Origin of the sequence: Sphingomonas liriopis (assembly GCF_024211255.1) — a bacterium.
In the GTDB taxonomy this organism is placed as follows: domain Bacteria; phylum Pseudomonadota; class Alphaproteobacteria; order Sphingomonadales; family Sphingomonadaceae; genus Sphingomonas; species Sphingomonas liriopis.
In genome coordinates, this window is the sequence record NZ_JAMLDY010000025.1 from 18,777 (window position 1) to 39,599 (window position 20,823).

Consider the following 20,823-nt stretch of genomic DNA (forward strand, 5'->3'; position numbering starts at 1 on the left):
TGGCACCGCGTAGCGGTGACGGAGGGGGGCTTCCACCAATGGCATCGCTCGTGGAGACCCCCCTCCACCATTCGCTGCGCGAACGGTCCCCCTCCCCGTGCCGGGGAGGAATTCAGCCCGAATTGCGCAGCGCCGTCGCGATGGCGTTGATCGACAGGAGGATGCCTTCGCCGATGCGGGGGTCGTCCTCGCCGGCGCGGTGGCGTTTCATCAGTTCGATCTGCAGGAAGTTCAAGGGCTCGATATAGGGGAGGCGGAGGCGGATCGAGGCTTCGAGCGCGGGGTGTTTCTCGAGCAGGCGGGTCTGGCCGGTGACTGCGAGCAGGCCGTCGTGGGTCTGGTGCCAGGCGTCGCGGATGCGGGTGAAGACCGAGTCTCGCAGGGCGGGGTCTTCGACCAGTTCGGCGTAGTGGCCGGCGATCGCGATGTCGGATTTCGCCAGCACCATCTCCATGTTGGCGAGGGTCGAGGCGAAGAGCGGCCAGCCCTGTGCCATGTCCTTCAGCAGCCCCTTGTCCGCGAAGCCGGCGAGCGCCTGGCCGACGCCGTACCAGCCGGGCAGCATGACGCGCGCCTGCGCCCAGCTGAACACCCAGGGGATGGCGCGCAGGTCCTCGATCGCGTCCGATTTCTTGCGGCTCGCCGGGCGGCTGCCGATCTTGAGGCCGGCGATCTCGCCGATCGGGGTCATCTGGCGGAAGAAGGTGCGGAAGCCTTCGGTGCCGTAGACGAGGTCGCGATAGGCGTGGAAGGCGGTGTCGGACAGCGCGTCCATCGCCGCGCCGAATTCGTCGTTTTCGGCGTTCGAGCGGCGTTCCGGTTCGAGGCTGGCGAGCAGCGTCGCGGCGGCGATCGCCTCCAGGTTGGTCATCGCGCTGTCGCGGGTGCCGTATTTGGCGGCGATCACCTCGCCCTGTTCGGTGATGCGGATGCGGCCCTGCACGGTGCCGTGCGGCTGTGCGCGGATCGCGGCGAAGGCCGATCCGCCGCCGCGCCCGACCGCGCCGCCACGGCCGTGGAACAGCTGCATGCCGACGCCGGCCGCCTCGAACACCGGCTTGAGCGCGGTCGACGCCTTGGACAATTGCCACGTCGAGGTGAGGTAGCCGCCGTCCTTGTTGCTGTCCGAATAGCCGATCATCACCTCCTGATGGCCGCGCTTGCTGGCGATTGCGGCGATCTCGGGGAGCGCGAACCAGTCGGTCATGATGCCGGGGGCGGCCTCGAGATCGCCGACCGTCTCGAACAGCGGCACGGCCATGATCGCGGCGCTGGGCTCATCCCCGGCGCGATAGAGGCCGACTTCCTTCAGGAGCAGGTTGATCTCGAGCAGGTCGGACACCGACTGTGCCATCGAGACGATGTAATTGGTGATACACGCCGGGCCGTATTTGGCGTGCGCTTCGGCGGCGGCGAGGACGATCTGCAGCTCGGAGTGGGTTTCGTCCGAATAGGTGGTGAAGCGGCTGGCGAGCGGGCGCGCGTGGGCGAGTTCGCGGCGGAGGAGGGCGACGCGGGCGTCTTCGTCGAGGCTTAGGTAATCGTCCGCGACGCCGGCGGTCTTGAGCAGTTCGGCGACGACGCGTTCGTGGACGGCGCTGTTCTGGCGCAGGTCGAGCGTGGCGAGGTGGAAGCCGAACGTCTCGACCGCGCGGATCAGGCGACCGAGCGCGCCGCCGGTCTTGAGCGCGCCCGCGGAGGACAGGCCGTGCGCGATCGCGACGAGGTCGGCGCGGAACGCCTGCGGGTCGGAATAGGCCTTGCCGGTGAGGTGGCCGGGGCGGGCGGCGGGCTTGCCGGTCAGCGCCTGATGCGTCGCGGCGAGGCGCGCGTAGATGCCCGAGAGCGCGCGGCGATAGGGTTCGTCGGCGCGGCTGGCGGCGGTGTCGCCGCTCGCCTCGGCCAGCGCCTCGACCGCGGCGTCGACGGGGGCGTGTTCGGTCGAGATCGACAGTTCGGCACCCAGCGCATGGACCGCGTCGAGGTAGAAGCCGAGCACCGCCTCGCAGGCGCGGCCCAGCGCGGTGCGCAGCGAATCGGCGGTGACGAAGGGGTTGCCGTCGCGGTCGCCGCCGATCCAGCTGCCGGGCTTGACGAAGCTCGGCACGCGTTCCCCGAACGCGCGGTCCCAGCGCTGGTAGAGCGCGGGCAGCGCCGGCAGGAACACGTCGCGCATGTAGGAGAGCGCGGTTTCGACCTCGTCGGTGACGTAGAGGCGTTCGCGGCGCAGCACGCGCGTCTGCCACAGCAGCGCGATCTGGCGGGTGATCGCGTCGTCGACGCGGTCGCCGTCGGGGGTCTCGTCGCGGCCGGCGTCCTTCAGCGTCATCAGCTGCGCGATGCGGTTGCGGTGGTCGATCATGCTCTTGCGCCGCACCTCGGTGGGGTGCGCGGTGAGCACGGGGACGATCAGCGCGTGGGCGAGGAGTTGCTGGACCGTGTCGCGGTCGATGCCTTCGGCCTCCAGCGTCGCGAGCGCGGCGGCGACGTCGGCGCCCTGTTCGGCGGCGATGCCCTGGCGATCCTCGGCGAGGTTGGCGAGCATCGAGAAGAGCATGAAGCCGCGGACGAAATCGAGCGTCTCGTCGAGGCCGAGGTCCTGCAGATGGCGGTGGACCGCATCGCCGTCGCCGGTGCCGCGGTGGCGCTCGACCGAGGCGCGGCGGATCGCCTCGGTCGCCTCGAACAGCGCATCGCCGCCATAGGCGCGGATGACGTCGCCGAGCTTCGCGCCGAGGAAGCGGACGTCGGGGTTGTTGGCGATCGGAGGGAGCGATGCGGGGTCGAGCGTGGCCATGCGACCATGCTGCGCTGCGGTAGGGGCGGGGTCAACCGCGGATGGGATTGGGGTGGGGATAGCGGGGGTTGGTCTGGTTGGTTCGTCCCCCGCGAACGCAGGGATATCGCTTAGGGTCGGGTGGCTGGCGTAGCGGCTTCCCCACCTCCTCCGTCACCGCGGACTTGTTCCGGGGTCCACGGTTCGGCCAGCGTGAAGCTGGAGTCTCTTGTCTGACGCCCGCGGCCCGGTGGACCCCGGAACAAGTCCGGGGTGACGAAGGCGTTTGGATAGTCGGTCGGTGCGCAACCGACCGGGGCGTCCGGTCGCTACCGCGCGCCCGTGCCCCGGTTGCTCAGCGCATCGCCCAGCACCGGGCCGGTCGGCTGTGCCGCTGGTGCGCGGCCTGCGTCGCGGGCGGCGCGCCATTCGCTTTCCTCTTCGGAGGTGACGGTGCCGTCGTGGTTGAGGTCCATCTGGTCGAAGCGCCGGAGCGTGCCCTCGCTCCATTCGATCGCGCTGATCTGGCCGTCCTTGTCCCGGTCCATCGCCATCAGGCGGCTGTTGGCGCGGGGCAGTTCGGTGGCGTCGAGATGGTCGTCGCCGTTGTGGTCGAGCCCGCGGAAGCGGCGCTCCATCGCGCTGGTGAAATCGACGCGGCTGGTCACCGCGGGCGGCACGAAGTCCGCCGCATTGGCATCCGCCGCGGCGAGCTTCTCGTCGCGCTTGCCGCAGCCTGTGAGCATGGTCACAACAACCAGGCCGATGATGATCCCCTGACGCAAAACCCCGCCTTTCGTCTCGTTACGCTTCAAGCTCGACATCCCAGTAGAGCCAGTCGTGCCAGGTGTCGTGGAGATAGTTGGGCGGAAAGGCGCGGCCATGTTCCTGCAGATGCCAGTTGGTCGGGCGGATCGGCTCGACGTAGAGCGGCATGTGCGCCTGTTTCGGCGTGCGACCGCCCTTCTTGAGGTTGCACGGCGCGCAGGCGGTGACGACATTCTCCCACGTCGTCCGGCCGCCTTGCGCGCGCGGCACGACATGGTCGAAGGTGAGGTCGCGACCCTGCCCGCAATACTGGCAGGCGAAGCGGTCGCGCAGGAACAGGTTGAAGCGGGTGAAGGCGGGAAAGGCGGACGGACGCACATATTGCTTGAGCGCGATCACCGAGGGGAGCTTGATCTCCGCGGTCGGGCTGCGCACGGCGCGCTCGTAATGCGCGACGATATCGACGCGGTCGAGGAACACCGCCTTGATCGCGGTCTGCCACGGCCAGACGCTGAGCGGGTAATAGGACAGCGGCGTGTAGTCGGCGTTGAGCACCAGCGCCGGACAGCTGTCGGGGTGACGGATCAGATCGGGATGAAACACGGCTCCTCCCACGGATTGCCCGCGAGCCATGTCGCCCACGAGAGTGACGCACGTATGACAGCACGGGCGATGGATGCGGGTCAAGCGGCTTGCGTTAACCTTTGGTCGCAAACCGGGCGGTGGGGCCGGTGAGCGGACTGGTCACACGCTTTGCGCCGAGCCCGACGGGGCGGCTGCATCTGGGGCATGCCTATGCCGCGATCCGCGCGCATGACGTCGCGCGGGAGGCGGGCGGGCGGTTCCTGCTGCGGATCGAGGATATCGACGGGACGCGCAGTCGGGAGAGCCACGTCGCGGGGATCTTCGAGGATCTCGCGTGGCTGGGGTTGACGTGGGACGGGCCGGTTTTGCGGCAATCGACGCGCGGGGCCGCGTACGAGGATGCGCTGGACCGGTTGCGGGCGATGGGGCTGCTCTACCCCTGTTTCTGTACGCGTGCCGATATCGCGGGAAGCGCCAGTGCGCCGCATCATGGGCCGGACGGGCTGGTCTATCCGGGCACCTGCCGCCGTCGTTCGGCCGGTGAGGTCGCGGGCCTGATCGCGGCGGGCGCGCCGCATGCGTGGCGGCTGGCGATGGATGCGGCGGTGGCGCGGGTCGGGCCGCTGGTCTGGACCGATCGCATCGCGGGCGAGCAACGCGCCGATCCGGCGGCGTTCGGCGACGTCGTGCTGGCGCGCAAGGATGCGCTGGCGAGCTATCACCTTGCGGTCACGATCGACGATGCCGCGCAGGGGGTGACCGACGTGGTGCGCGGCGTCGACCTGTTGCGCGCGACCGATGTTCAACGGTTGCTGCAGGCGCTGCTCGGGCTGCCGACGCCGGTCTATCGGCATCATCCGCTGCTGATCGGGGCCGACGGCGCGCGGCTGGCCAAGCGCAACGGCGCGCCGGCGCTCGCCGATCTGCGGGAAGCGGGAGAGGACGGTTCGGCGCTCGCCGCGGCGCTGCGTGCCGGGCGGCTTCCCATCGGCGCCCGGGAGGAGTAGGCTTGCGCGCATGAACACCTTCCTCGTCATACTGCTGATCGCGGCGATGCTGGCGACGGTGGTCGCGCTGGTCCGCGGCATCATCGCCTTCCTCCAGGAAAGCCACGCGCAGGTTCGCGGCGGTGAGGGGCCGTCGGCGGCGTCGCTGAAATCGAACCGGATGATGCAGCAGCGCATCTTCTTCCAGGCGCTGGCGATCCTGATCGTCGTCGTGATCCTGTTCGCCGCCGGGCGCACCTGATCGCGCTTGTTTGCGTCCAAGGGCCTGAGTCTCAACGCACTTCGACAGGCTCAGCACGAACGGATCACTTGAAGTTCTCATAGCTCATCATGGTCAAGCTCAACCGCATCTACACGCGCACCGGCGACGCCGGGACGACGGGCCTCGTCGATGGATCGCGCGTGTCGAAGGCGGATGCGCGGATGGCGGCGATCGGCGACGTCGACGAGGCGAACAGCGCGATCGGGGCGGCGGTCGCGGCGCTGGCGGGGGCCGATCCGGCGGCGCGGCTGGTGGTGATCCAGAACGACCTGTTCGACCTCGGCGCGGATATCGCCACCCCCGAAGGCATCGACGGTGCGCTGCGCATCGTGCCGGCGCAGGTCGCGCGGCTGGAGGCGGAGATCGACGCGATGAACGCGGGGCTGGCGCCCCTGACCAGCTTCATCCTGCCCGGTGGCGATGCCGCGGCGGCGGCGCTGCATCTGGCACGCGCGATCGTGCGGCGCGCGGAGCGGAGTGCGGTGGCGGTCGGCGGGTTGAACGTCGATGCGATGGCCTATCTCAACCGCCTGTCCGACTGGCTGTTCGTCGCGGCGCGCGCGGTGAATGGGCGTGGCGAGGGCGACGTGCTGTGGCGGCCGGGGGCGAGCCGGTAGCCTGCCGATCGTCACCCCGGCGCACGCTGGGGTCTGTGCATAGCGGATCCGCCTGCCGCCCGAAGACCCCAGCGTTCGCTGGGGTGACGGTTTGGGGCGGAGGCGTTTCTGCCGAAAACGTCCTGATCTGCTGCAACCCTTTCCGGTTTCGCGCGCTGTCCCGTCTTGCGGCGGAATAAGCGGGGGATATTGGCCATGTTGAAGATCGCCCCGAAGCCCTCGATACCGCTCGTCGCACGGTACGAAGCGGTGCGTGCGCTGACGCTGGCGCTGACCGCGCCGCTGTCCGATGCCGATGCGACCGTGCAGTCGATGCCCGATGCGTCGCCGGCCAAATGGCATCTGGCGCATACGACGTGGTTCTTCGAGACGTTCGTGCTGCGCGATTCCGTGCCGGGTTATCGGCTGCACGACGAGCGTTTTCCGTTCCTGTTCAACAGCTATTACGAGGCGGAGGGGCGGCGCCATGCGCGCGACCGCCGCGGGATGATTACCCGGCCGACGCTGGACGAGGTGCGCGCCTATCGCGCCTATGTCGATGCGGCGCTGGTCGCGGCGCTGCCCGATCTGCCCGCTGCGGCGCAGGAATTGGTGGCGCTCGGCTGTCATCACGAGGAGCAGCATCAGGAGCTGCTCGTCACCGACATGCTCCACCTGTTCGGCGAAAACCCGCTCGAACCGGCGATCTGGCCAGCGGCGCCCAAGGTGCCGGTGGCGATGCCCGCCGCGATCCGCTGGATCGAACGGCCGGCGGGGATCGTGCGGGTCGGGCATGACGGTGATGGCTTCGCGTTCGATTGCGAGGGGCCGCGGCACGATGCGCTGCTCGTGCGCCATGCGATCGCCGACCGCACCGTCACCAACGGCGAATGGGCGGCGTTCATCGCCGATGGCGGTTATCGCGACCCGGCGCATTGGCTCGCCGATGGTTGGGCGTGGGTGAAGGCGGAAGGGATTTCCGCGCCACTGTATTGGGAAGAGCAGGACGGCGGCTGGACGCGGTTCGGGCTCGATGGACGACGTGGACTCGACCCCGCCGCGCCGGTGACGCATGTCAGCTTCTACGAGGCGGATGCCTATGCCAGCTGGGCGGGCGCGCGGCTGCCGACCGAGTTCGAATGGGAGGCGGCGGCACAGGCCCATGACGCGGCGGGCGGCAACCAGCTCGACGCCGCGGGGCCGGTCGAGCCGCGGCCGGCAACAAATGCGCCGGGCTTCTTCGGCGACGTCTGGGAATGGACGGGCAGCGCCTATCGTCCCTATCCCGGCTTTCGTGCCTGCGAGGGCGCGGTCGGCGAATATAACGGCAAGTTCATGAGCGGCCAGTTCGTGCTGCGCGGCGGCAGCTGCGCGACCCCGCGCGGCCATGCGCGGGCGAGCTATCGCAATTTCTTCTATCCCCACCAGCGCTGGCAGTTCACCGGCGTGCGGCTCGCCAAGGACGTCTGAATGCTGAAGCCCGAGATCGAGGACGGTCAGGCGAGCCTCGCCGATCCGCAGTTCCGCGCCGATGTGCTCGCCGGGCTGGAACGCCGGCCGCGCGCGATCCCCGCGCGCTGGTTCTACGACCGGCGCGGGTCGGAGCTGTTCGAGGCGATCACCGATCTGCCCGAATATTATCCGACGCGGACCGAGACGGCGATGCTTGGAACCGCCTGTCCGCAGGTGGCGGAGATCGCCGGGCCGGGGCGTGCGGTGGTCGAGTTCGGGTCGGGGTCGTCGGTGAAGACCCCGCTGCTGCTGAGCACGGTGCGGCCGTCGGCCTATGTGCCGATCGATATCTCGGGCGACTTCCTGCGCGAATCGTCGCGGGTGCTGTCGGCGGCGTTTCCCGAGCTGCTGGTGCTGCCGTTCGAGGCGGATTTCCTGCGCCCGCTCGCGCTGCCGCAGACGATCGCGGCGACGCCCAAGCTGGGGTTTTTTCCCGGATCGACGATCGGCAACATGATCCCGCTGATGGCGGTCGACCTGCTGCGTGCGATGCGCGCGTCGCTAGGGGAGGGTGCGATGCTGCTGATCGGGATGGACCGGATCAAGGACGAAGGCACGCTGGTCGCCGCCTATGACGATGCCGCCGGCGTGACCGCGGCGTTCAACCGCAACCTGCTCGAACGGATCAACCGCGAGCTGGACGGTACGATCCCCATCGACGCCTTCGCGCACGAGGCGCGGTGGAACGACGATCGCGCGCGGATCGAGATGCATCTGGTGGCGACGCGCGACGTGTCCTTTGCCGTCGACGGGCGGCCGTTTTCGGTTGGGGCGGGCGAGAGCATCCACACCGAGAACAGCCACAAATACGGATCGCGCGATGCGCGCATCCTGCTGCGGTCGGGCGGGTGGACGCCGATCCGCGAATGGACCGATCCCGATAGCCTGTTCGGCCTCTACCTCGCCGAAGCGCAGGCGGAGCGGCCGGCGCCCTGACCCACGCGCCCGGTGCCGGTCTGCGTGCGGACGGGCACACGCCGGACGGCTGACGATCCGCGCGAAAGCCGCTAGAGCGGCCGGCAAAAGGAGAGTCATGATGCAGGCAGTTGGTGTGATCGGCGCAGGCCAGATGGGCGCGGGCATCGCGCAGGTGTCCGCCGCGGCGGGTTATCGCGTGATCCTGTCCGACGTGTCGCAGGAGCGCGCCGAGGCGGGCAAGGCGGGGATCGCCAAGCAGCTCGCGCGCGCGGTCGAGAAGGAGAAGATCGATGCCGCGACGCGCGACGCGACGCTCGGCCGGATCGAGACGGTCGGCGACGTCGCGGCGATGGGTGACTGCGCGCTGGTGATCGAGGCGGCGACCGAGCGCGAGGAGATCAAGCGCGCGATCTTCAAGAATGTCGGCGCGGTGATGGGTGCGGATGCGATCCTGGCGTCGAATACCTCGTCGATCCCGATCACGCGGCTGGCACAGAGCTCGCCCGATCCGGCGCGGTTCATCGGCGTGCATTTCTTCAATCCGGTGCCGGTGATGGGGCTGATCGAGGTGATCCGTGGGCTTGCGACCTCGGATACGACGGTCGCGAGAATCGAGGATTATGCCGAACGTCTCGGCAAGGCGGTGGTGCGCGCGAACGATGCGCCGGGGTTCATCGTCAACCGCGTGCTGATGCCGATGATCAACGAAGCCGTCTTCGCGCTCGGCGAGGGCGTGGCGACGATCCGCGATATCGATCTCGCCTGCCAGCTGGGGCTCAATCATCCGATGGGGCCGCTGACGCTCGCCGATTTCATCGGGCTCGATACGTGCCTGGAGATCACGCGGGTACTGTACGAGGGGACGGGCGATCCCAAGTTCCGGCCGGCGCCGCTGCTGGTGAAATATGTCGAGGCGGGCTGGTACGGGCGCAAGACCGGGCGCGGCTTCTACGATTACAGCGGGGCGACGCCGGAGCCGACCCGATGAGCCTGGATGATACGATCGTCGATACACCCGAGGGTCCGATGACCTACAAGGAGTGGAAGAAGAAGAACCCGGTGCAGCTGCCGTCGCGCCGGACCAAGGGCAAGGACCTGCCCAACAAGGTGAAGATGCGGACCGACGAATAGGCTGCCGCCACTTCTCCGTCATCCCGGCGAACGCCGGGACCCATGGTTTCAGTGCGCTCGGTTGGATCGCCTTGCCATCAGCCGCCTGCATCCATGGGTCCCGACTTTCGTCGGGATGACGAGAGAGGGCCGAACCGGACGAGGTAAACACCGGCCAGCACCGCCAGGAACGGCACCCCGTACACCAGCGTCAGCGCGAACGGCGCGGTGAAGGGCGTCGTCAGCAGGATCGCAAGGATCGCCAGCGCGCCGGCGAGGCTGGTCCACGGATGGCCCCACAGCCGGAACGCGGCCGGCGCGCCATGCCGGCGGCGGAAGGCGAGGTGGGTGACGAAGATCATCCCCCACGTGAACAGCGCGCCGAAGATCGACACCGCGATCATCACCCCGAATGCGGCATCCGGCCGCCAGGCGTAGACGCCGCCCGCCACCGCGATTCCCGCCGCCGACACCAGCAGCGCCGCGACCGGCACGCCGCGCGAATCGACCCGCGCCAATGCGACCGGCGCGAGGCCGCTTTCGGCGAGGCTGAACAGCATGCGCGAGGCGGTGTAGAGCTGGCTGTTCATCGCCGACAGCGCCGCGACCAGCACCACCGCATTGATGATCCCGGCGGCATAGGGCAGGCCGCTCGCCGCCATGACGGTGACGAACGGGCTAGTCGCGGTCCCGGCCTCAGTCCACGGCAGCACCGCCAGCATCACCGCGAGGCTGCCGAGGTAGAAGAGCGCGAGGCGCAGCATCGTCGAACGGAAGGCGCGGACGATCGCGCGTTCGGGATCGCGCGCCTCGCCCGCGGCGACCGCGATCATCTCGATGCTGAGATAGCTGAAGATCGACACGATCACCGCGGTCCAGATGCCGCCGATCCCGTGCGGCGCGAACCCGCCGTGCGCGGTGTAGTTGGCCAGTCCCGTGCCGTTGCGCACGATCAGCCAGCCGCCGAGCAGGATGAAGGCGAGGATCGCGGCGATCTTGATCGCGGAGAAGAGGTATTCGACCGCCCCGAAGGCGCGCACGCTGGCGAGGTTGACCCCGAGCAGCGCCAGCGCGAACCCCGCGATCCACCACAGCCCCGGCACCTCGGGCGCCCAGTAGCGCATGTAGATCGCGACCGCGGTCACCTCCGTCCCGATCGCGAGGATGATGCAGGTGACATAGGCGTAGCGGACCAGGAAGCCGGCGAAGCGGCCGAGATAACGTTCGGCGAACAGCCCGAACGATCCCGTCGCCGGGTCCGCGACGGTCATCTCGGCGAGGCACCCCATCAGCGACAGCGTGACGAGCCCGCCGATCGCATAGCTGACCAGCACTGCGGGCCCGGCGAGTTGGATCGCGAAGCCGCTGCCGAGGAACAGCCCGGTGCCGATCGCGCCGCCGATCGCGATCATCGCCAGCTGGCCCGGCCCCAGGGTGCGCTTGAGGCCGGTCATCGTCGCACGGCTCAGCCGATCAGCAGGCCGGCGAGCGCCGCCGACATGAGGTTGGCGAGGCTGCCCGCGGCGAGCGCGCGCAGGCCCAGCCTGGCGATCATCGGCCGCTGGTTGGGGGCGAGGCTGCCGGTGACCGCCATCTGGATCGCGATCGACGAGAAATTGGCGAAGCCGCACAGCGCGAAGGTGACGACCGCGACGGTGCGCGCCGACAGTGCGGTCTGCTTGCCGAGGTCGATATAGGCGACGAATTCGTTGAGCACGATCTTCTCGCCGAACAGCCCGCCGGCGATGGCCGCCTCGTCCCATGGCACGTTCAGGAGGAACATCACCGGCTGGAAGACGTAACCGAGCAGCGCCTGGAAGCTGAGGCCGGGCAGGCCGACGAGGCTGCCGAGCCCGCCGAGCAGGCCGTTGGCGAGCGCGACCAGCGCGACGAACGCCAGCACCATCGCGCCGACCGCGACCGCGAGCCGCACGCCGGTCTGCGCACCCTGTGCGGCGGCCATGATGAGGTTGGCGGGCTTTTCCTCGTCGTGCGTCGCCTCGGGCAGCGGTTCGCCCGGCGTGCCGCCTTCGGGCAGCAGCGCGGCGGGGCCGGCGCCGCTGATCCGGTGTTCGGCGAGCGCGATGACCCGGTTCTCGTCGGGCTGGTCGCCGAGCGGCAATTCGCCTTCGGGCGGCACGCTGCGGTCGGGCATGATGATCTTGGCCATCAGGATGCCGCCGGGCGCGGCCATGAAGCTCGCCGCGAGGAGGTATTCGATGCGGATGCCCATCGACGCGTATGCGGCGAGGATGGTGCCGGCGACGCCCGCCATGCCGCTGGTCATCACCGTGAACAGCTGCGGCGGGGTGAGGCCGGCGAGGTAGGGGCGGATGACGAGCGGCGATTCGGACTGGCCGACGAAGATGTTCGCCGCGGCGCAGAGCGATTCGACCTTGGACGTGCCGACGACCTTCTCGATTCCGCCGCCGACCCAGCGCACCACCAGCTGCATGACGCCGAGGTAGTAGAGGATCGAGACGAGGCTGGCGAAGAAGATGATGACCGGCAGCGCGGCGATCGCGAAGCTCTGCCCGCCGATCTCGGGCGTGGCGAGCTTGCCGAACAGGAATTCGGTGCCGCGCTGCGAATAGCCGAGCAGCGCCGAGACGCCCGCCGAGGCGCCGGCGAGCGCCTGCCGCCCCGGCCCCCAGTAGAGCACGATCGTCGCGATCACCGCCTGCAGCGCGAACGCCGCGCCGACGACGCGCAGCCGGATCGCGCGGCGATCGGTGGAGAGCGCGAAGGCGATGCCGAGGATGACGAGGATACCGGCGACGCCGATCAGGATACGATGCATGAATGGCCCTGCGGGAATGAACCGCCGCAGCCCCCCGGCGGCGACAGGCCAGCATACACGGCGTTTTTCGTGAGACCAGCGGGGATTGAGGGTGTGCTCCGTCAAGCTCCCTCCGTCACCCCGGACTCGTTCCGGGGTCCACTCCGCGGCGAGGCGTACGGCTCGAGCCTCTTGCCCTGTGCTCGCGGCCCGGTGGACCCCGGAACGAGTCCGGGGTGACGGAGGAGGTATGGCGATCGGTCGCCTCCTACATCGCGCCCACCGGCGGCAACCCGTTTGACCTTGGCGCCAAAGCCGTTAGCGTCGCGGTGATGGACACTCCCGCCCGCGCCATTCCGCGCTCGCTCTTCGCCTTCTCGATCTTCTACGGCGGCATGGTCTGCATCGCGGGCGTGCTCGGCAACAAGCAGGTGGCGCTGGGGCCGCTGTCGGCGCTGGGGCCGCTCGTCGGGCTGGGGCCGCTGGCGGTGGAGGCGGGGATCTTCGCGTTCCTGCTGCTCGTCGTCGTGTCGAGCGCGGTCGCCGAGCTGCACGGGCGGCACGTCGCCAACCGGCTGGTGCAGATCGGCTTCGTGCCGCTGGTGGTGTCGATCCTGCTGTCGATCGTCGTGCTGTCGGTGCCCGCCGCCGCCGACATGGACCCGGTGCGGCGCGATGCGTTCGCGACGATCATGGGCGGGACGCCACGGATCTGGCTGGGCGGGATCGTCGCCTATGGCATATCGCAGACGCTCAATGTGACGATCTTTGCGGCGTTGAAGGGGCGCGAGGGCGGCGGGCTGCTGTGGCTGCGTGCGGGGATCGCCAGCGTGCTGAGCCAAGTGGTCGATACGCTGCTGTTCGTGTCGATCGCGTTCGCCGGCGTGTTCCCGATCGGCGAGCTGCTGCTCGGGCAGATGATCGCCAAGGTGCTGCTGTCGGCGATCCTGGTGCCGCCGTTGATCTATCTGTTCGTCGGGCTGGGGCGGCGGCTGGATCGGGGGGCGTAACGGCTTTTCCCGTTTGCCCTGAGCCTGTCGAAGGGCATGAGTCTCACCTGTTCACCAGCACGAACGGTTCGGGGGGTGGCATCGCTAAACCCGCTACTCAGGCGTCGCGCTCCCCGCTAAAGGCGCGGCCATGACCGACTCCCCGCACCATGCCGCGCTGCTCCACAAGGCCGAGACGCTGACCGAGGCGCTGCCGTATCTGCAGCGCTATGCCGGGCAGACGTTCGTGGTGAAATACGGCGGCCACGCGATGGGCGATCCCGAGCTGGCGCGCGACTTCGCCGAGGATGTGGTGCTGCTGAAGGCGGTCGGGATCAACCCGGTCGTCGTCCATGGCGGCGGGCCGCAGATCGGCGCGATGCTGAAGCGGCTGGGGGTCGAATCACGCTTCATCGACGGTCTGCGCGTCACCGATGCGGAGACCGCGCGGATCGCCGAGATGGTCCTTGCCGGATCGATCAACAAGGAAATCGTCGCCTGGATCGGCCAGGCGGGCGGGCGCGCGGTCGGCATTTCGGGCAAGGACGCCAACCTCGTCACCGCGGTGAAAGTGGGGCGCGAGACGCCCGACACGCTGCAGGGGATCGAGCGCCACGTCGATCTGGGCTTCGTCGGCGAACCGGTCGCGGTCGACCGGACGATCATCGATACGCTGTCGGGCAGCGGCATCATCCCGGTGGTCGCGCCGATCGCGCTGGGCGCGGACGGGCATACCTACAACATCAATGCCGACACGATGGCGGGCGCGATCGCGGCGGCGCTGGGCGCGTCGCGCTTCTTCCTGCTGACCGACGTCGCCGGCGTGCTCGACAAGGACAAGGTACTGCTGACCGACCTCGACCCGGCGCGGATCGCCGCGCTGAAGGCAGACGGGACGATTTCGGGGGGGATGATCCCCAAGGTCGATACGTGCGTCGCCGCGGTCGAATCGGGGGTGGACGCCGCGGTGATCCTCGACGGGCGCGTGCCGCATGCGATGCTGCTGGAGATCTTTACGTCGGCGGGCGCGGGGACGTTGGTGCACGCGTAAGCCGACCGCCCGAGCGCGGTTGGCCGATGGGATTGATGCGGCCGTTCTCCATCCCTTCGTCACCCCGGACGTGTTCCGGGGTCCACCCTTCGGCAAGCGCGACGCTGGAACCTCCTGTCCAACGCCTGTGGCCCGGTGGACCCCGGAACAAGTCCGGGGTGACGAGGGATGTGGGGCGCTCCGCTGGTTACCCCTCCATATGCGACGGTCGCTATGTAGGCGTGCACCGATCCACCATCCAACCGTTCGCCCTGAGCCTGTCGAAGGGCATTGGACTCACCGTACTTCGACAGTGAGCAGGTGAAACATCCCCCGGATGTTTCAGTCGAGCCTGGGGGGCTCGGCGACCTGCTCACCAGCACGAACGGAGTTTCGTGTCGATGAGGAATTAGGGGCACCCCCTGTTCGGCGAGGCGCTTGATCGCTACGTCCGGCACGACCCCCTTATCCGGAGCCTCCGTGTGATCGCGCTCACCCTTATCCAGATCCTCCAGGTGCTGCTGAACGTGCTGTGGTGGATCATCATGGTCCAGTTCGTGCTGTCGCTGCTGATCGTGTTCAACGTCATCAACACGTCGAACAATTTCGTCAGCTCGCTGCATTACGGGCTCGATCGGCTGACCGAGCCGCTCTACCGGCCGCTGCGCCGGATCCTGCCCAATATCAGCGGTATCGATCTGGCGCCGCTGGTGGTGCTGATCGTGATCCGCATCCTCGACAGCGTCATCCTGCCCAATATCGCGATGAGCCTGCTGGCGAACGGCGCCGTCTGAAGGCGATCGTGCCGGCGTGGGCCGCGCGCGACGACGGTATCGTGCTGGCCGTCCGGGTGACGCCGCGCGGCAGGCGTAACGCGCTGGTTGCGGGGACGGACGAGCATCTTGCCGCGCGGCTCGCCGCGGCGCCGGTCGATGGCAAGGCGAATGCGGCGCTGATCGCGCTGGTCGCCGACCGGTTCGGCGTGGCGAAGCGTGCGGTGACGCTGGTCGCGGGCGAGACGGCGCGGGTGAAGCGGCTGCACGTCGCCGGCGATCCGGCCGCGCTGGCGAAGATCGCCGCCAGCCTCTATGAGGCCGCGGCATGACCGCCACGATCATCGACGGCAAGGCGCACGCCCTTGCGCTCCGCACCCGCGTCGCCGCGCAGGTCGCGACCTTCCGCGCCGCCACCGGCCGTGCGCCGGGCCTCGCCGTCGTGCTGGTCGGCGAGGACCCCGCGTCGGCCGTCTACGTCCGCAACAAGGGCAAGGCGACGCGTGACGCGGGCATGGAGAGCTTCGAGCATCGCCTGCCCGCCGATACGACCTCGGACGTGCTGCTGGCGCTGGTGGCGCGGCTCAACGCCGATCCGGCGGTCGATGGCATCCTCGTCCAGCTGCCGCTGCCGGCGCATATCGATGCGCAGGCCGTGCTGCTCGCGATCGACCCGGACAAGGACGTCGATGGCTTCCACCCGGTCAACGCCGGGCGGCTGGCGATCGGCGCCGAGGGCTTCGTACCGTGTACGCCCCTGGGTTGCCTGATGCTGCTGCAGGACGTCCACCCGCATCTGGCGGGGCTGGAGGCGGTGGTCGTCGGCCGCTCGAACATCGTCGGCAAGCCGATGGCGCAATTGCTGCTCCAGCAGAGCTGCACGGTGACGATCGTCCACAGCCGCACCCGCGACGTCTTCGGGCATACCCGTCAGGCGGACATCGTGGTCGCCGCGGTCGGCATCCCGCAGTTCATCCGCGGCGACTGGATCAAGCCCGGCGCCACCGTGATCGACGTCGGCATCAACCGCACCGATGCGGGCCTCGTCGGCGACGTCGACTTCGCCGCGGCCGCCCAGGTCGCGGGCGCGATCACGCCGGTGCCGGGCGGGGTCGGGCCGATGACGATCGCCTGCCTGATCCGCAACACCTATGTCTCCGCCTGCCGCCGGGATGGCGTGGAGGCGAGGCTGTGATCGAGCTGTTCGTCTCGACGCTCATCACCTTCTTCGTCATCATCGATCCGCTCGGCTGCGCGCCGATCTATGCCGGCCTGTCGGCAGGCGCGTCGGCGGCGCAGCGGCGGACGATGGCGATCCGCGCGGTCGGTGTCGCCTCGGCGATCCTGCTCGTCTTCGCGCTGGTCGGCGAGGATTTGCTGCGCGGGCTCGGCATCAGCCTGGCGAGCTTTCGCATCGCGGGCGGCATCATGCTGTTCCTGATCGCGCTCGAAATGGTGTTCGAGAAACGCACGCAGCGCCGCGAGGACCGCGCCGCCGAGGTGGCGCGCGATCCCGAGGTCGAGGACGTGTCGATCTTTCCGATGGCGATGCCGATGATCGCCGGGCCGGGGTCGATCGCCTCGGTCATGCTGCTGATGGCGCGCACCAACGGGGTGGAGGCGACCGCGGTGGTGCTTGCCGCGTTGGGCACGATTCTGGTGCTGACGCTGGTCGCGCTGCTCGCCGCGGGGCCGCTGATGCGGTTGCTGGGCGCGCGGATCGAGGCGGTCATCACGCGGCTGCTCGGCGTACTGCTGGCGGCGCTGGCGGTGCAGTTCGTGATGGACGGGTTGCAGGTCAGTTTGCGGTAAGGCGACACACGTTCACACGAACGGTGAGGAAGCCGTCAGCTTGCGGCGACCAGCGGCGCGAAGCGGGCGACCTGGCGGCCGATCATGCTGAGCTGTTCCACCACCGCGGGATCGCTCGCGCCGCCCTCGGCGTCGAATTTGGTGACCTGCGTGTTGATCGCCGCGGCGAAGGGCGTCGGCCATCCGCGCAGGGCATGGACGATCGAGCGCAGCGCGGCGATCGTCGATCCGGTCGCCTGCCAGCCATAAGCGGTGGCGATCAGCCCGACCGGCATGTCGGCGAGATAGGGGCGATCGTCCTTCGCCGTCTCCTCGAGCAGGTCGAGCGCGTTCTTGACCACGCCCGAGATGCTGCCGTGATAGCCGGGGCTGGCGATGATGACCGCCGACGCCTCGCGCACCGCCGCGACGAACGCCTGCTCGTCGGCGGTGCGCGTGGTGGCGCGGGGGTCGTAGAGCGGCAGCCGCGCCATGTCGGCACCGCCGAACATGCGGGTGTGAAAGCCCTCGCGCTCCGCCGCGTCGAGCGCGATGCGCAGCGCGCGTTCGGTCGACGAGATGCCGCCGATCGTGCCGCCGATGCCGACGACGAGCGGGGGGGAAGCGGGATCAACGGCCATGCCGGGTGCGATAGCGCGGCTCGACGGACGGCGCCAGCCAAGGTAAACTCGATGGCGTCACGCAGACCGAAGCCCTTGCGCCAGCTGTTTTAGGATTATAATACACCTTATGGCTGACCGCTGGGACGAGCCGATGCGTCACGATCCTGTCGATACCTCGCGCCGCGCGATCGGCCAGCGCTACCGGCTGGACGACGAACCTGTGGTGCCGCCGCGCGAACGCGCGCCCGATCCGCGGCTGAGCGGACGGTTCGACGATTTCGCGAGCGATGCGCCCGACGGCGACAGCACGCCGCCGCGCCGTCCGCGCAACATCGGCCGCTGGATCCTGCGCGGGATCGCGGCGGGGATCATCCTGCTGGTGCTGGCGATCGGCTGGCTTGCCGTGAAGGCACCGCTCAGCCAATCGCTCAAACCACTGACACCGCCGTCGATCACGCTGACCGCCGCCGACGACCAGCCGATTGCGCGGCGCGGCGCGATCATCGGCGCGCCGGTCGATGCCGCCAAGCTGCCGCCGCACGTCACGGAGGCGTTCCTGGCGATCGAGGATCGCCGCTTTCGTTCGCACTGGGGGGTCGATCCGCGCGGCATCCTGCGCGCCTTCGTTCACAACGTCGGGTCGGGCGGCGTGCGCGAGGGCGGCAGCACGATCACGCAGCAGCTCGCCAAGAACGCCTTCCTCGATTCGGATCGCACCGCGGCGCGCAAGCTCCGCGAGGTCATGATCGCCTTCTGGCTCGAGGCATGGCTGTCGAAGGACGAGATCCTGTCACGCTATCTGTCGAACGTCTATTTCGGCGACAACGTCTATGGCCTGCGCGCCGCGTCGAAACACTATTTCGGACGCGAGCCGGAAAAGATGAACATCGGGCAGGCGGCGATGCTGGCGGGGCTGGTCAAGGCGCCTTCGCGGCTGGCGCCGACCGGCAACCTCGAAGGCGCGCGCAAGCGCGAGATGCTCGTCGTGCGCGCGATGGTCGACGCCGGTTTCCTGACCAAGGCGGAAGGCGACGAGGTTCAGCCGCAGCGCGTGCTGGCGAGCCGGCCGACGCAGCTGCCGAGCGGCACCTATTTCGCCGACTGGGTGCTGCCCGAGGCGCGCGATCAGGCGGGCGAGATCAAGACCGAGGCGACGGTGAAGACGACGCTCGACCGCCGGCTGCAGAACACCGCCGAGCGGGTGATCCGCCAGGCGGGGCTGCGCCAGGCGCAGGCGGCGATCGTCGCGATGCGTACCGACGGCCGCGTCGTCGCGATGGTCGGCGGCAAGGATTACGCCAAGAGCCCGTTCAACCGCGCGACGCAGGCGCGCCGCCAGCCGGGATCGACGTTCAAATTGTTCGTCTATCTCGCCGCGATGCGTGCGGGGATGACCCCCGACACGATGGCCGACGACAATCCGGTCGAGATCGCCGGGTGGAAGCCGAAGAACGACGACGGTCGCTACCTCGGCCAGATCCCGCTGCGCCGCGCCTTCGCCCGTTCGAGCAACGTCGTCGCGGCGCGGCTGACGCAGGAAGTCGGCGTGCGCAACGTCATCAAGGCGGCGCGCGACCTCGGCATCTCGACCCCGATCCCCAACGAGGCCACCATCGGCCTCGGCACCGCGGAGGTCTCGCTGCTCGAACTGACCGCCGCCTATGCGGGGATCGCCAACGGCACCTATCCGGTGCATCCGCGCGGGCTGGAGGAGAGCAAGACCGACAAGAGCTGGCTGCAGTCGCTGACGGGCGGCACGACGAAGATGCCCGACGATATCCGCGAGAAGATGCTCGACCTGCTTTCGTCGTCGTTGCGCGGCACGGGGCGCGAGGCGGTGCTGACGCTGCCCGCCTATGGCAAGACGGGGACGTCGCAGCAGAGCCGCGATGCGTGGTTCATCGGCTTCGCGGGCGATCTGGTCGTCGGCGTGTGGGTCGGCAACGACGACAGCTCGCCCAACCCTGGGCTGCACGGCGGCGGCATCCCGGCGCAGCTGTGGCGGCAGTTCATGGTGTCGGCGCTGCACATCGCACCGGTCGAGGCGCCGGTGGTGGTCGAGGAGAATGCGATCGATCCCGAGGCGGTCGTCGGCCCCGAGGAAGGGATGGAGGATGCGGAGGGCGCGCCGATCCCACCGATCCAGGGCGAGGCCGACGTCTTCGGGTTGCAGATGAAGATGGGCCGCGACGGCAGCATCAGCATCACTCCCGGTCGCGACCGCGCCCCGCCCGCGCCGCAGGGCCCGCCGCCGCGCGACCGGCGTGGCGATGAGGGTGACGAGGGCGGGGAGCAGTAGGCGCGCGCGTTCGACCTGTTGCTGCGACCGTCGTTCCAACTCCTGCGTCACCCCGGACTTGTTCCGGGGTCCACCCGTCCGCGCGGGCAAGGCAAGAGGCTCATGCCCTGCGCCTCGCCGCAGAGTGGACCCCGGAACAAGTCCGGGGTGACGAGGGAGTGGTGTTGGCGGCCGGAGACTCGCGCATCCAAGCTGGCATCGCCGTCCATCTCGGCTAGACCGCCGCCATGGCGCAGCGACGCACCTCTTCCCGGCGGCGTCGCACGTCGCACGATCTTGCCGCCGAACGCTGGCTGCTGTTGCTGTTCGTCGTCGCGGGGATCGTCGTTGTGGCCGGATCGCTCGGGCCGTGGCGGCCGGCGGGCGGGCCGGCGGCGAAGCCGCTGACCATGGCGGAGGCGCGGGCGTCGAATGCGCGCGTGCCGATCGAAACCGACCTGAGGCGATCCGCGGCGCGCTATCGCTTCCGCGGCGGGCCGGCGGCACGGGCGCAGGCGGTGGAATGCCTCGCGACGGCGGCGCTGTACGAGGCGGGCGACGACGTGCGGGGGCAGCGGGCGGTGATCCAGGTGATCCTCAACCGCGTCGCCGCGCCGGGCTTCCCCAAGACGGTGTGCGGCGTGGTCTATCAGGGGTCGGGGCGGGCCACCGGCTGCCAGTTCTCGTTCACCTGCGACGGATCGGTCGCGCGGCGGCCGGTGCATCTGGGCTGGGGACAGGCGCGGCGGGCGGCGCGGCGGGCGCTTGCCGGCGAGGTCTTTGCCGAGGTCGGGCGGGCGACGCACTACCATACCGACTGGATGGTCCCCTATTGGCGCGACACATTGGTCAAGGTGGCGCGGGTCCGCTCGCACCTGTTCTACGTCCGCGCGCGGCACGCCTAGGCCGGATCGGCCTTCGGCACGGCAAGCGCGTCATCTCTGTGCCCCCCGCGCCTCCGCGCGAACACAGCTCTTCTTCGGTACGCTTCTCTGAGCGCCGCGACAGCTTTAGCCGGAGCCTTCG

The 20,823-nt window shown here is 69.3% G+C and carries 21 protein-coding genes; 15 read left to right on the plus strand and 6 right to left on the minus strand.

Translation table 11 applies throughout. The annotated features are described in order from the left end of the window. Positions 1-112 precede the first annotated feature (112 nt). From ppc to M9979_RS16050, 3 genes are all read right to left on the minus strand, one after another. Complete coding sequence (gene ppc / locus M9979_RS16040; RefSeq protein WP_254290365.1) at positions 113-2,797, minus strand: phosphoenolpyruvate carboxylase; 2,685 nt, start codon at positions 2,795-2,797, stop codon at positions 113-115. Between the two features lie 308 nt (positions 2,798-3,105). Further along, positions 3,106-3,522, minus strand: coding sequence for an EF-hand domain-containing protein (locus tag M9979_RS16045; RefSeq protein ID WP_254290393.1), 417 nt, complete (start codon positions 3,520-3,522; stop codon positions 3,106-3,108). Positions 3,523-3,580: 58 nt separating this feature from the next. Beyond that, positions 3,581-4,147 carry an HNH endonuclease gene (locus M9979_RS16050; RefSeq protein ID WP_254290366.1) on the minus strand — a complete coding sequence of 189 codons (567 nt, stop codon included), beginning with the start codon at positions 4,145-4,147 and terminating at the stop codon, positions 3,581-3,583. Between the two features lie 128 nt (positions 4,148-4,275). Between M9979_RS16050 and gluQRS the strand changes: the two genes are divergently transcribed. The 7 genes from gluQRS (at position 4,276) to M9979_RS16085 (ending at position 9,555) form a co-directional block, all read left to right on the plus strand. Continuing rightward, the gene (gene gluQRS, locus M9979_RS16055; RefSeq protein WP_254290367.1) at positions 4,276-5,136 is read left to right on the plus strand and encodes a tRNA glutamyl-Q(34) synthetase GluQRS; all 861 of its coding nucleotides are present in this window, start codon (positions 4,276-4,278) and stop codon (positions 5,134-5,136) included. A gap of 10 nt (positions 5,137-5,146) precedes the next feature. Continuing rightward, positions 5,147-5,377: a twin transmembrane helix small protein gene (locus M9979_RS16060; protein ID WP_254290368.1), complete on the plus strand. Its 231-nt coding sequence runs from the start codon at positions 5,147-5,149 to the stop codon at positions 5,375-5,377. Between the two features lie 89 nt (positions 5,378-5,466). After that, the gene (locus M9979_RS16065; protein ID WP_254290369.1) at positions 5,467-6,015 is read left to right on the plus strand and encodes a cob(I)yrinic acid a,c-diamide adenosyltransferase; all 549 of its coding nucleotides are present in this window, start codon (positions 5,467-5,469) and stop codon (positions 6,013-6,015) included. A 195-nt stretch (positions 6,016-6,210) separates the two neighbouring features. Next, positions 6,211-7,464 (plus strand): ergothioneine biosynthesis protein EgtB, encoded by a 1,254-nt coding sequence (egtB, locus tag M9979_RS16070; protein WP_254290370.1) that lies wholly within the window; start codon positions 6,211-6,213, stop codon positions 7,462-7,464. Then, positions 7,465-8,442 (plus strand): L-histidine N(alpha)-methyltransferase, encoded by a 978-nt coding sequence (gene egtD / locus M9979_RS16075; protein ID WP_254290371.1) that lies wholly within the window; start codon positions 7,465-7,467, stop codon positions 8,440-8,442. 100 nt (positions 8,443-8,542) lie between these two features. Next, the gene (locus M9979_RS16080; RefSeq protein ID WP_254290394.1) at positions 8,543-9,412 is read left to right on the plus strand and encodes a 3-hydroxybutyryl-CoA dehydrogenase; all 870 of its coding nucleotides are present in this window, start codon (positions 8,543-8,545) and stop codon (positions 9,410-9,412) included. Continuing rightward, positions 9,409-9,555 carry a hypothetical protein gene (locus M9979_RS16085; RefSeq protein ID WP_254290372.1) on the plus strand — a complete coding sequence of 49 codons (147 nt, stop codon included), beginning with the start codon at positions 9,409-9,411 and terminating at the stop codon, positions 9,553-9,555. The genes M9979_RS16080 and M9979_RS16085 overlap by 4 nt, the downstream gene beginning before the upstream one ends. A gap of 77 nt (positions 9,556-9,632) precedes the next feature. On the opposite strand, the gene M9979_RS16090 is transcribed toward M9979_RS16085, so the two are convergent. Continuing rightward, positions 9,633-10,988 (minus strand): amino acid permease, encoded by a 1,356-nt coding sequence (locus M9979_RS16090; RefSeq protein WP_254290373.1) that lies wholly within the window; start codon positions 10,986-10,988, stop codon positions 9,633-9,635. Positions 10,989-10,999: 11 nt separating this feature from the next. Beyond that, positions 11,000-12,334 carry a NupC/NupG family nucleoside CNT transporter gene (locus M9979_RS16095; protein WP_254290374.1) on the minus strand — a complete coding sequence of 445 codons (1,335 nt, stop codon included), beginning with the start codon at positions 12,332-12,334 and terminating at the stop codon, positions 11,000-11,002. Between the two features lie 311 nt (positions 12,335-12,645). Between M9979_RS16095 and M9979_RS16100 the strand changes: the two genes are divergently transcribed. From M9979_RS16100 to M9979_RS16125, 6 genes are all read left to right on the plus strand, one after another. Continuing rightward, entirely contained in the window at positions 12,646-13,323 is a 678-nt protein-coding gene (locus tag M9979_RS16100; RefSeq protein ID WP_254290375.1) for a queuosine precursor transporter, read from the plus strand. 130 nt (positions 13,324-13,453) lie between these two features. Next, on the plus strand, positions 13,454-14,353 hold the full coding sequence (gene argB, locus M9979_RS16105; protein WP_254290376.1) for an acetylglutamate kinase: 900 nt from the start codon (positions 13,454-13,456) through the stop codon (positions 14,351-14,353). 461 nt (positions 14,354-14,814) lie between these two features. After that, positions 14,815-15,126, plus strand: a complete 312-nt coding sequence (locus tag M9979_RS16110) for a YggT family protein (RefSeq protein WP_254290377.1) — start codon at positions 14,815-14,817, stop codon at positions 15,124-15,126. Between the two features lie 8 nt (positions 15,127-15,134). Beyond that, a complete protein-coding gene (locus tag M9979_RS16115; protein WP_254290378.1) occupies positions 15,135-15,437 on the plus strand; it encodes a DUF167 domain-containing protein in 303 nt (100 codons plus the stop codon). Then, a complete protein-coding gene (gene folD / locus M9979_RS16120; protein WP_254290379.1) occupies positions 15,434-16,300 on the plus strand; it encodes a bifunctional methylenetetrahydrofolate dehydrogenase/methenyltetrahydrofolate cyclohydrolase FolD in 867 nt (288 codons plus the stop codon). The genes M9979_RS16115 and folD overlap by 4 nt, the downstream gene beginning before the upstream one ends. Continuing rightward, the gene (locus M9979_RS16125) at positions 16,297-16,917 is read left to right on the plus strand and encodes a MarC family protein (protein WP_254290380.1); all 621 of its coding nucleotides are present in this window, start codon (positions 16,297-16,299) and stop codon (positions 16,915-16,917) included. Before folD ends, M9979_RS16125 begins: the two co-directional genes overlap by 4 nt. A 35-nt stretch (positions 16,918-16,952) precedes the next feature. Here M9979_RS16125 and M9979_RS16130 read toward each other — a convergent pair whose 3' ends face one another. Further along, a complete protein-coding gene (locus M9979_RS16130; protein ID WP_254290381.1) occupies positions 16,953-17,537 on the minus strand; it encodes an NADPH-dependent FMN reductase in 585 nt (194 codons plus the stop codon). 109 nt (positions 17,538-17,646) lie between these two features. Here M9979_RS16130 and M9979_RS16135 point away from each other — a divergent pair, with 109 nt between their 5' ends. Both M9979_RS16135 and M9979_RS17385 read left to right on the plus strand, forming a co-directional pair. Next, a complete protein-coding gene (locus tag M9979_RS16135) occupies positions 17,647-19,818 on the plus strand; it encodes a transglycosylase domain-containing protein (RefSeq protein ID WP_254290382.1) in 2,172 nt (723 codons plus the stop codon). A 227-nt stretch (positions 19,819-20,045) separates the two neighbouring features. Beyond that, complete coding sequence (locus tag M9979_RS17385) at positions 20,046-20,702, plus strand: cell wall hydrolase (RefSeq protein WP_340689080.1); 657 nt, start codon at positions 20,046-20,048, stop codon at positions 20,700-20,702. Positions 20,703-20,823 lie beyond the last annotated feature (121 nt).

Coding starts and splice junctions, on each gene's coding strand:
- M9979_RS16080 (WP_254290394.1), top strand. CDS start 8,543: ATGCAGGCAGTTGGTGTGATCGGCGCAGGCCAGATGGGCGCGGGCATC.
- M9979_RS16060 (WP_254290368.1), top strand. CDS start 5,147: ATGAACACCTTCCTCGTCATACTGCTGATCGCGGCGATGCTGGCGACG.
- M9979_RS16130 (WP_254290381.1), bottom strand. CDS start 17,537: ATGGCCGTTGATCCCGCTTCCCCCCCGCTCGTCGTCGGCATCGGCGGC.
- folD (WP_254290379.1), top strand. CDS start 15,434: ATGACCGCCACGATCATCGACGGCAAGGCGCACGCCCTTGCGCTCCGC.
- M9979_RS17385 (WP_340689080.1), top strand. CDS start 20,046: ATGGCGCAGCGACGCACCTCTTCCCGGCGGCGTCGCACGTCGCACGAT.
- M9979_RS16135 (WP_254290382.1), top strand. CDS start 17,647: ATGGCTGACCGCTGGGACGAGCCGATGCGTCACGATCCTGTCGATACC.
- argB (WP_254290376.1), top strand. CDS start 13,454: ATGACCGACTCCCCGCACCATGCCGCGCTGCTCCACAAGGCCGAGACG.
- egtB (WP_254290370.1), top strand. CDS start 6,211: ATGTTGAAGATCGCCCCGAAGCCCTCGATACCGCTCGTCGCACGGTAC.
- M9979_RS16045 (WP_254290393.1), bottom strand. CDS start 3,522: ATGCTCACAGGCTGCGGCAAGCGCGACGAGAAGCTCGCCGCGGCGGAT.
- M9979_RS16100 (WP_254290375.1), top strand. CDS start 12,646: ATGGACACTCCCGCCCGCGCCATTCCGCGCTCGCTCTTCGCCTTCTCG.
- M9979_RS16090 (WP_254290373.1), bottom strand. CDS start 10,988: ATGACCGGCCTCAAGCGCACCCTGGGGCCGGGCCAGCTGGCGATGATC.
- M9979_RS16085 (WP_254290372.1), top strand. CDS start 9,409: ATGAGCCTGGATGATACGATCGTCGATACACCCGAGGGTCCGATGACC.
- egtD (WP_254290371.1), top strand. CDS start 7,465: ATGCTGAAGCCCGAGATCGAGGACGGTCAGGCGAGCCTCGCCGATCCG.
- M9979_RS16095 (WP_254290374.1), bottom strand. CDS start 12,334: ATGCATCGTATCCTGATCGGCGTCGCCGGTATCCTCGTCATCCTCGGC.
- ppc (WP_254290365.1), bottom strand. CDS start 2,797: ATGGCCACGCTCGACCCCGCATCGCTCCCTCCGATCGCCAACAACCCC.
- M9979_RS16065 (WP_254290369.1), top strand. CDS start 5,467: ATGGTCAAGCTCAACCGCATCTACACGCGCACCGGCGACGCCGGGACG.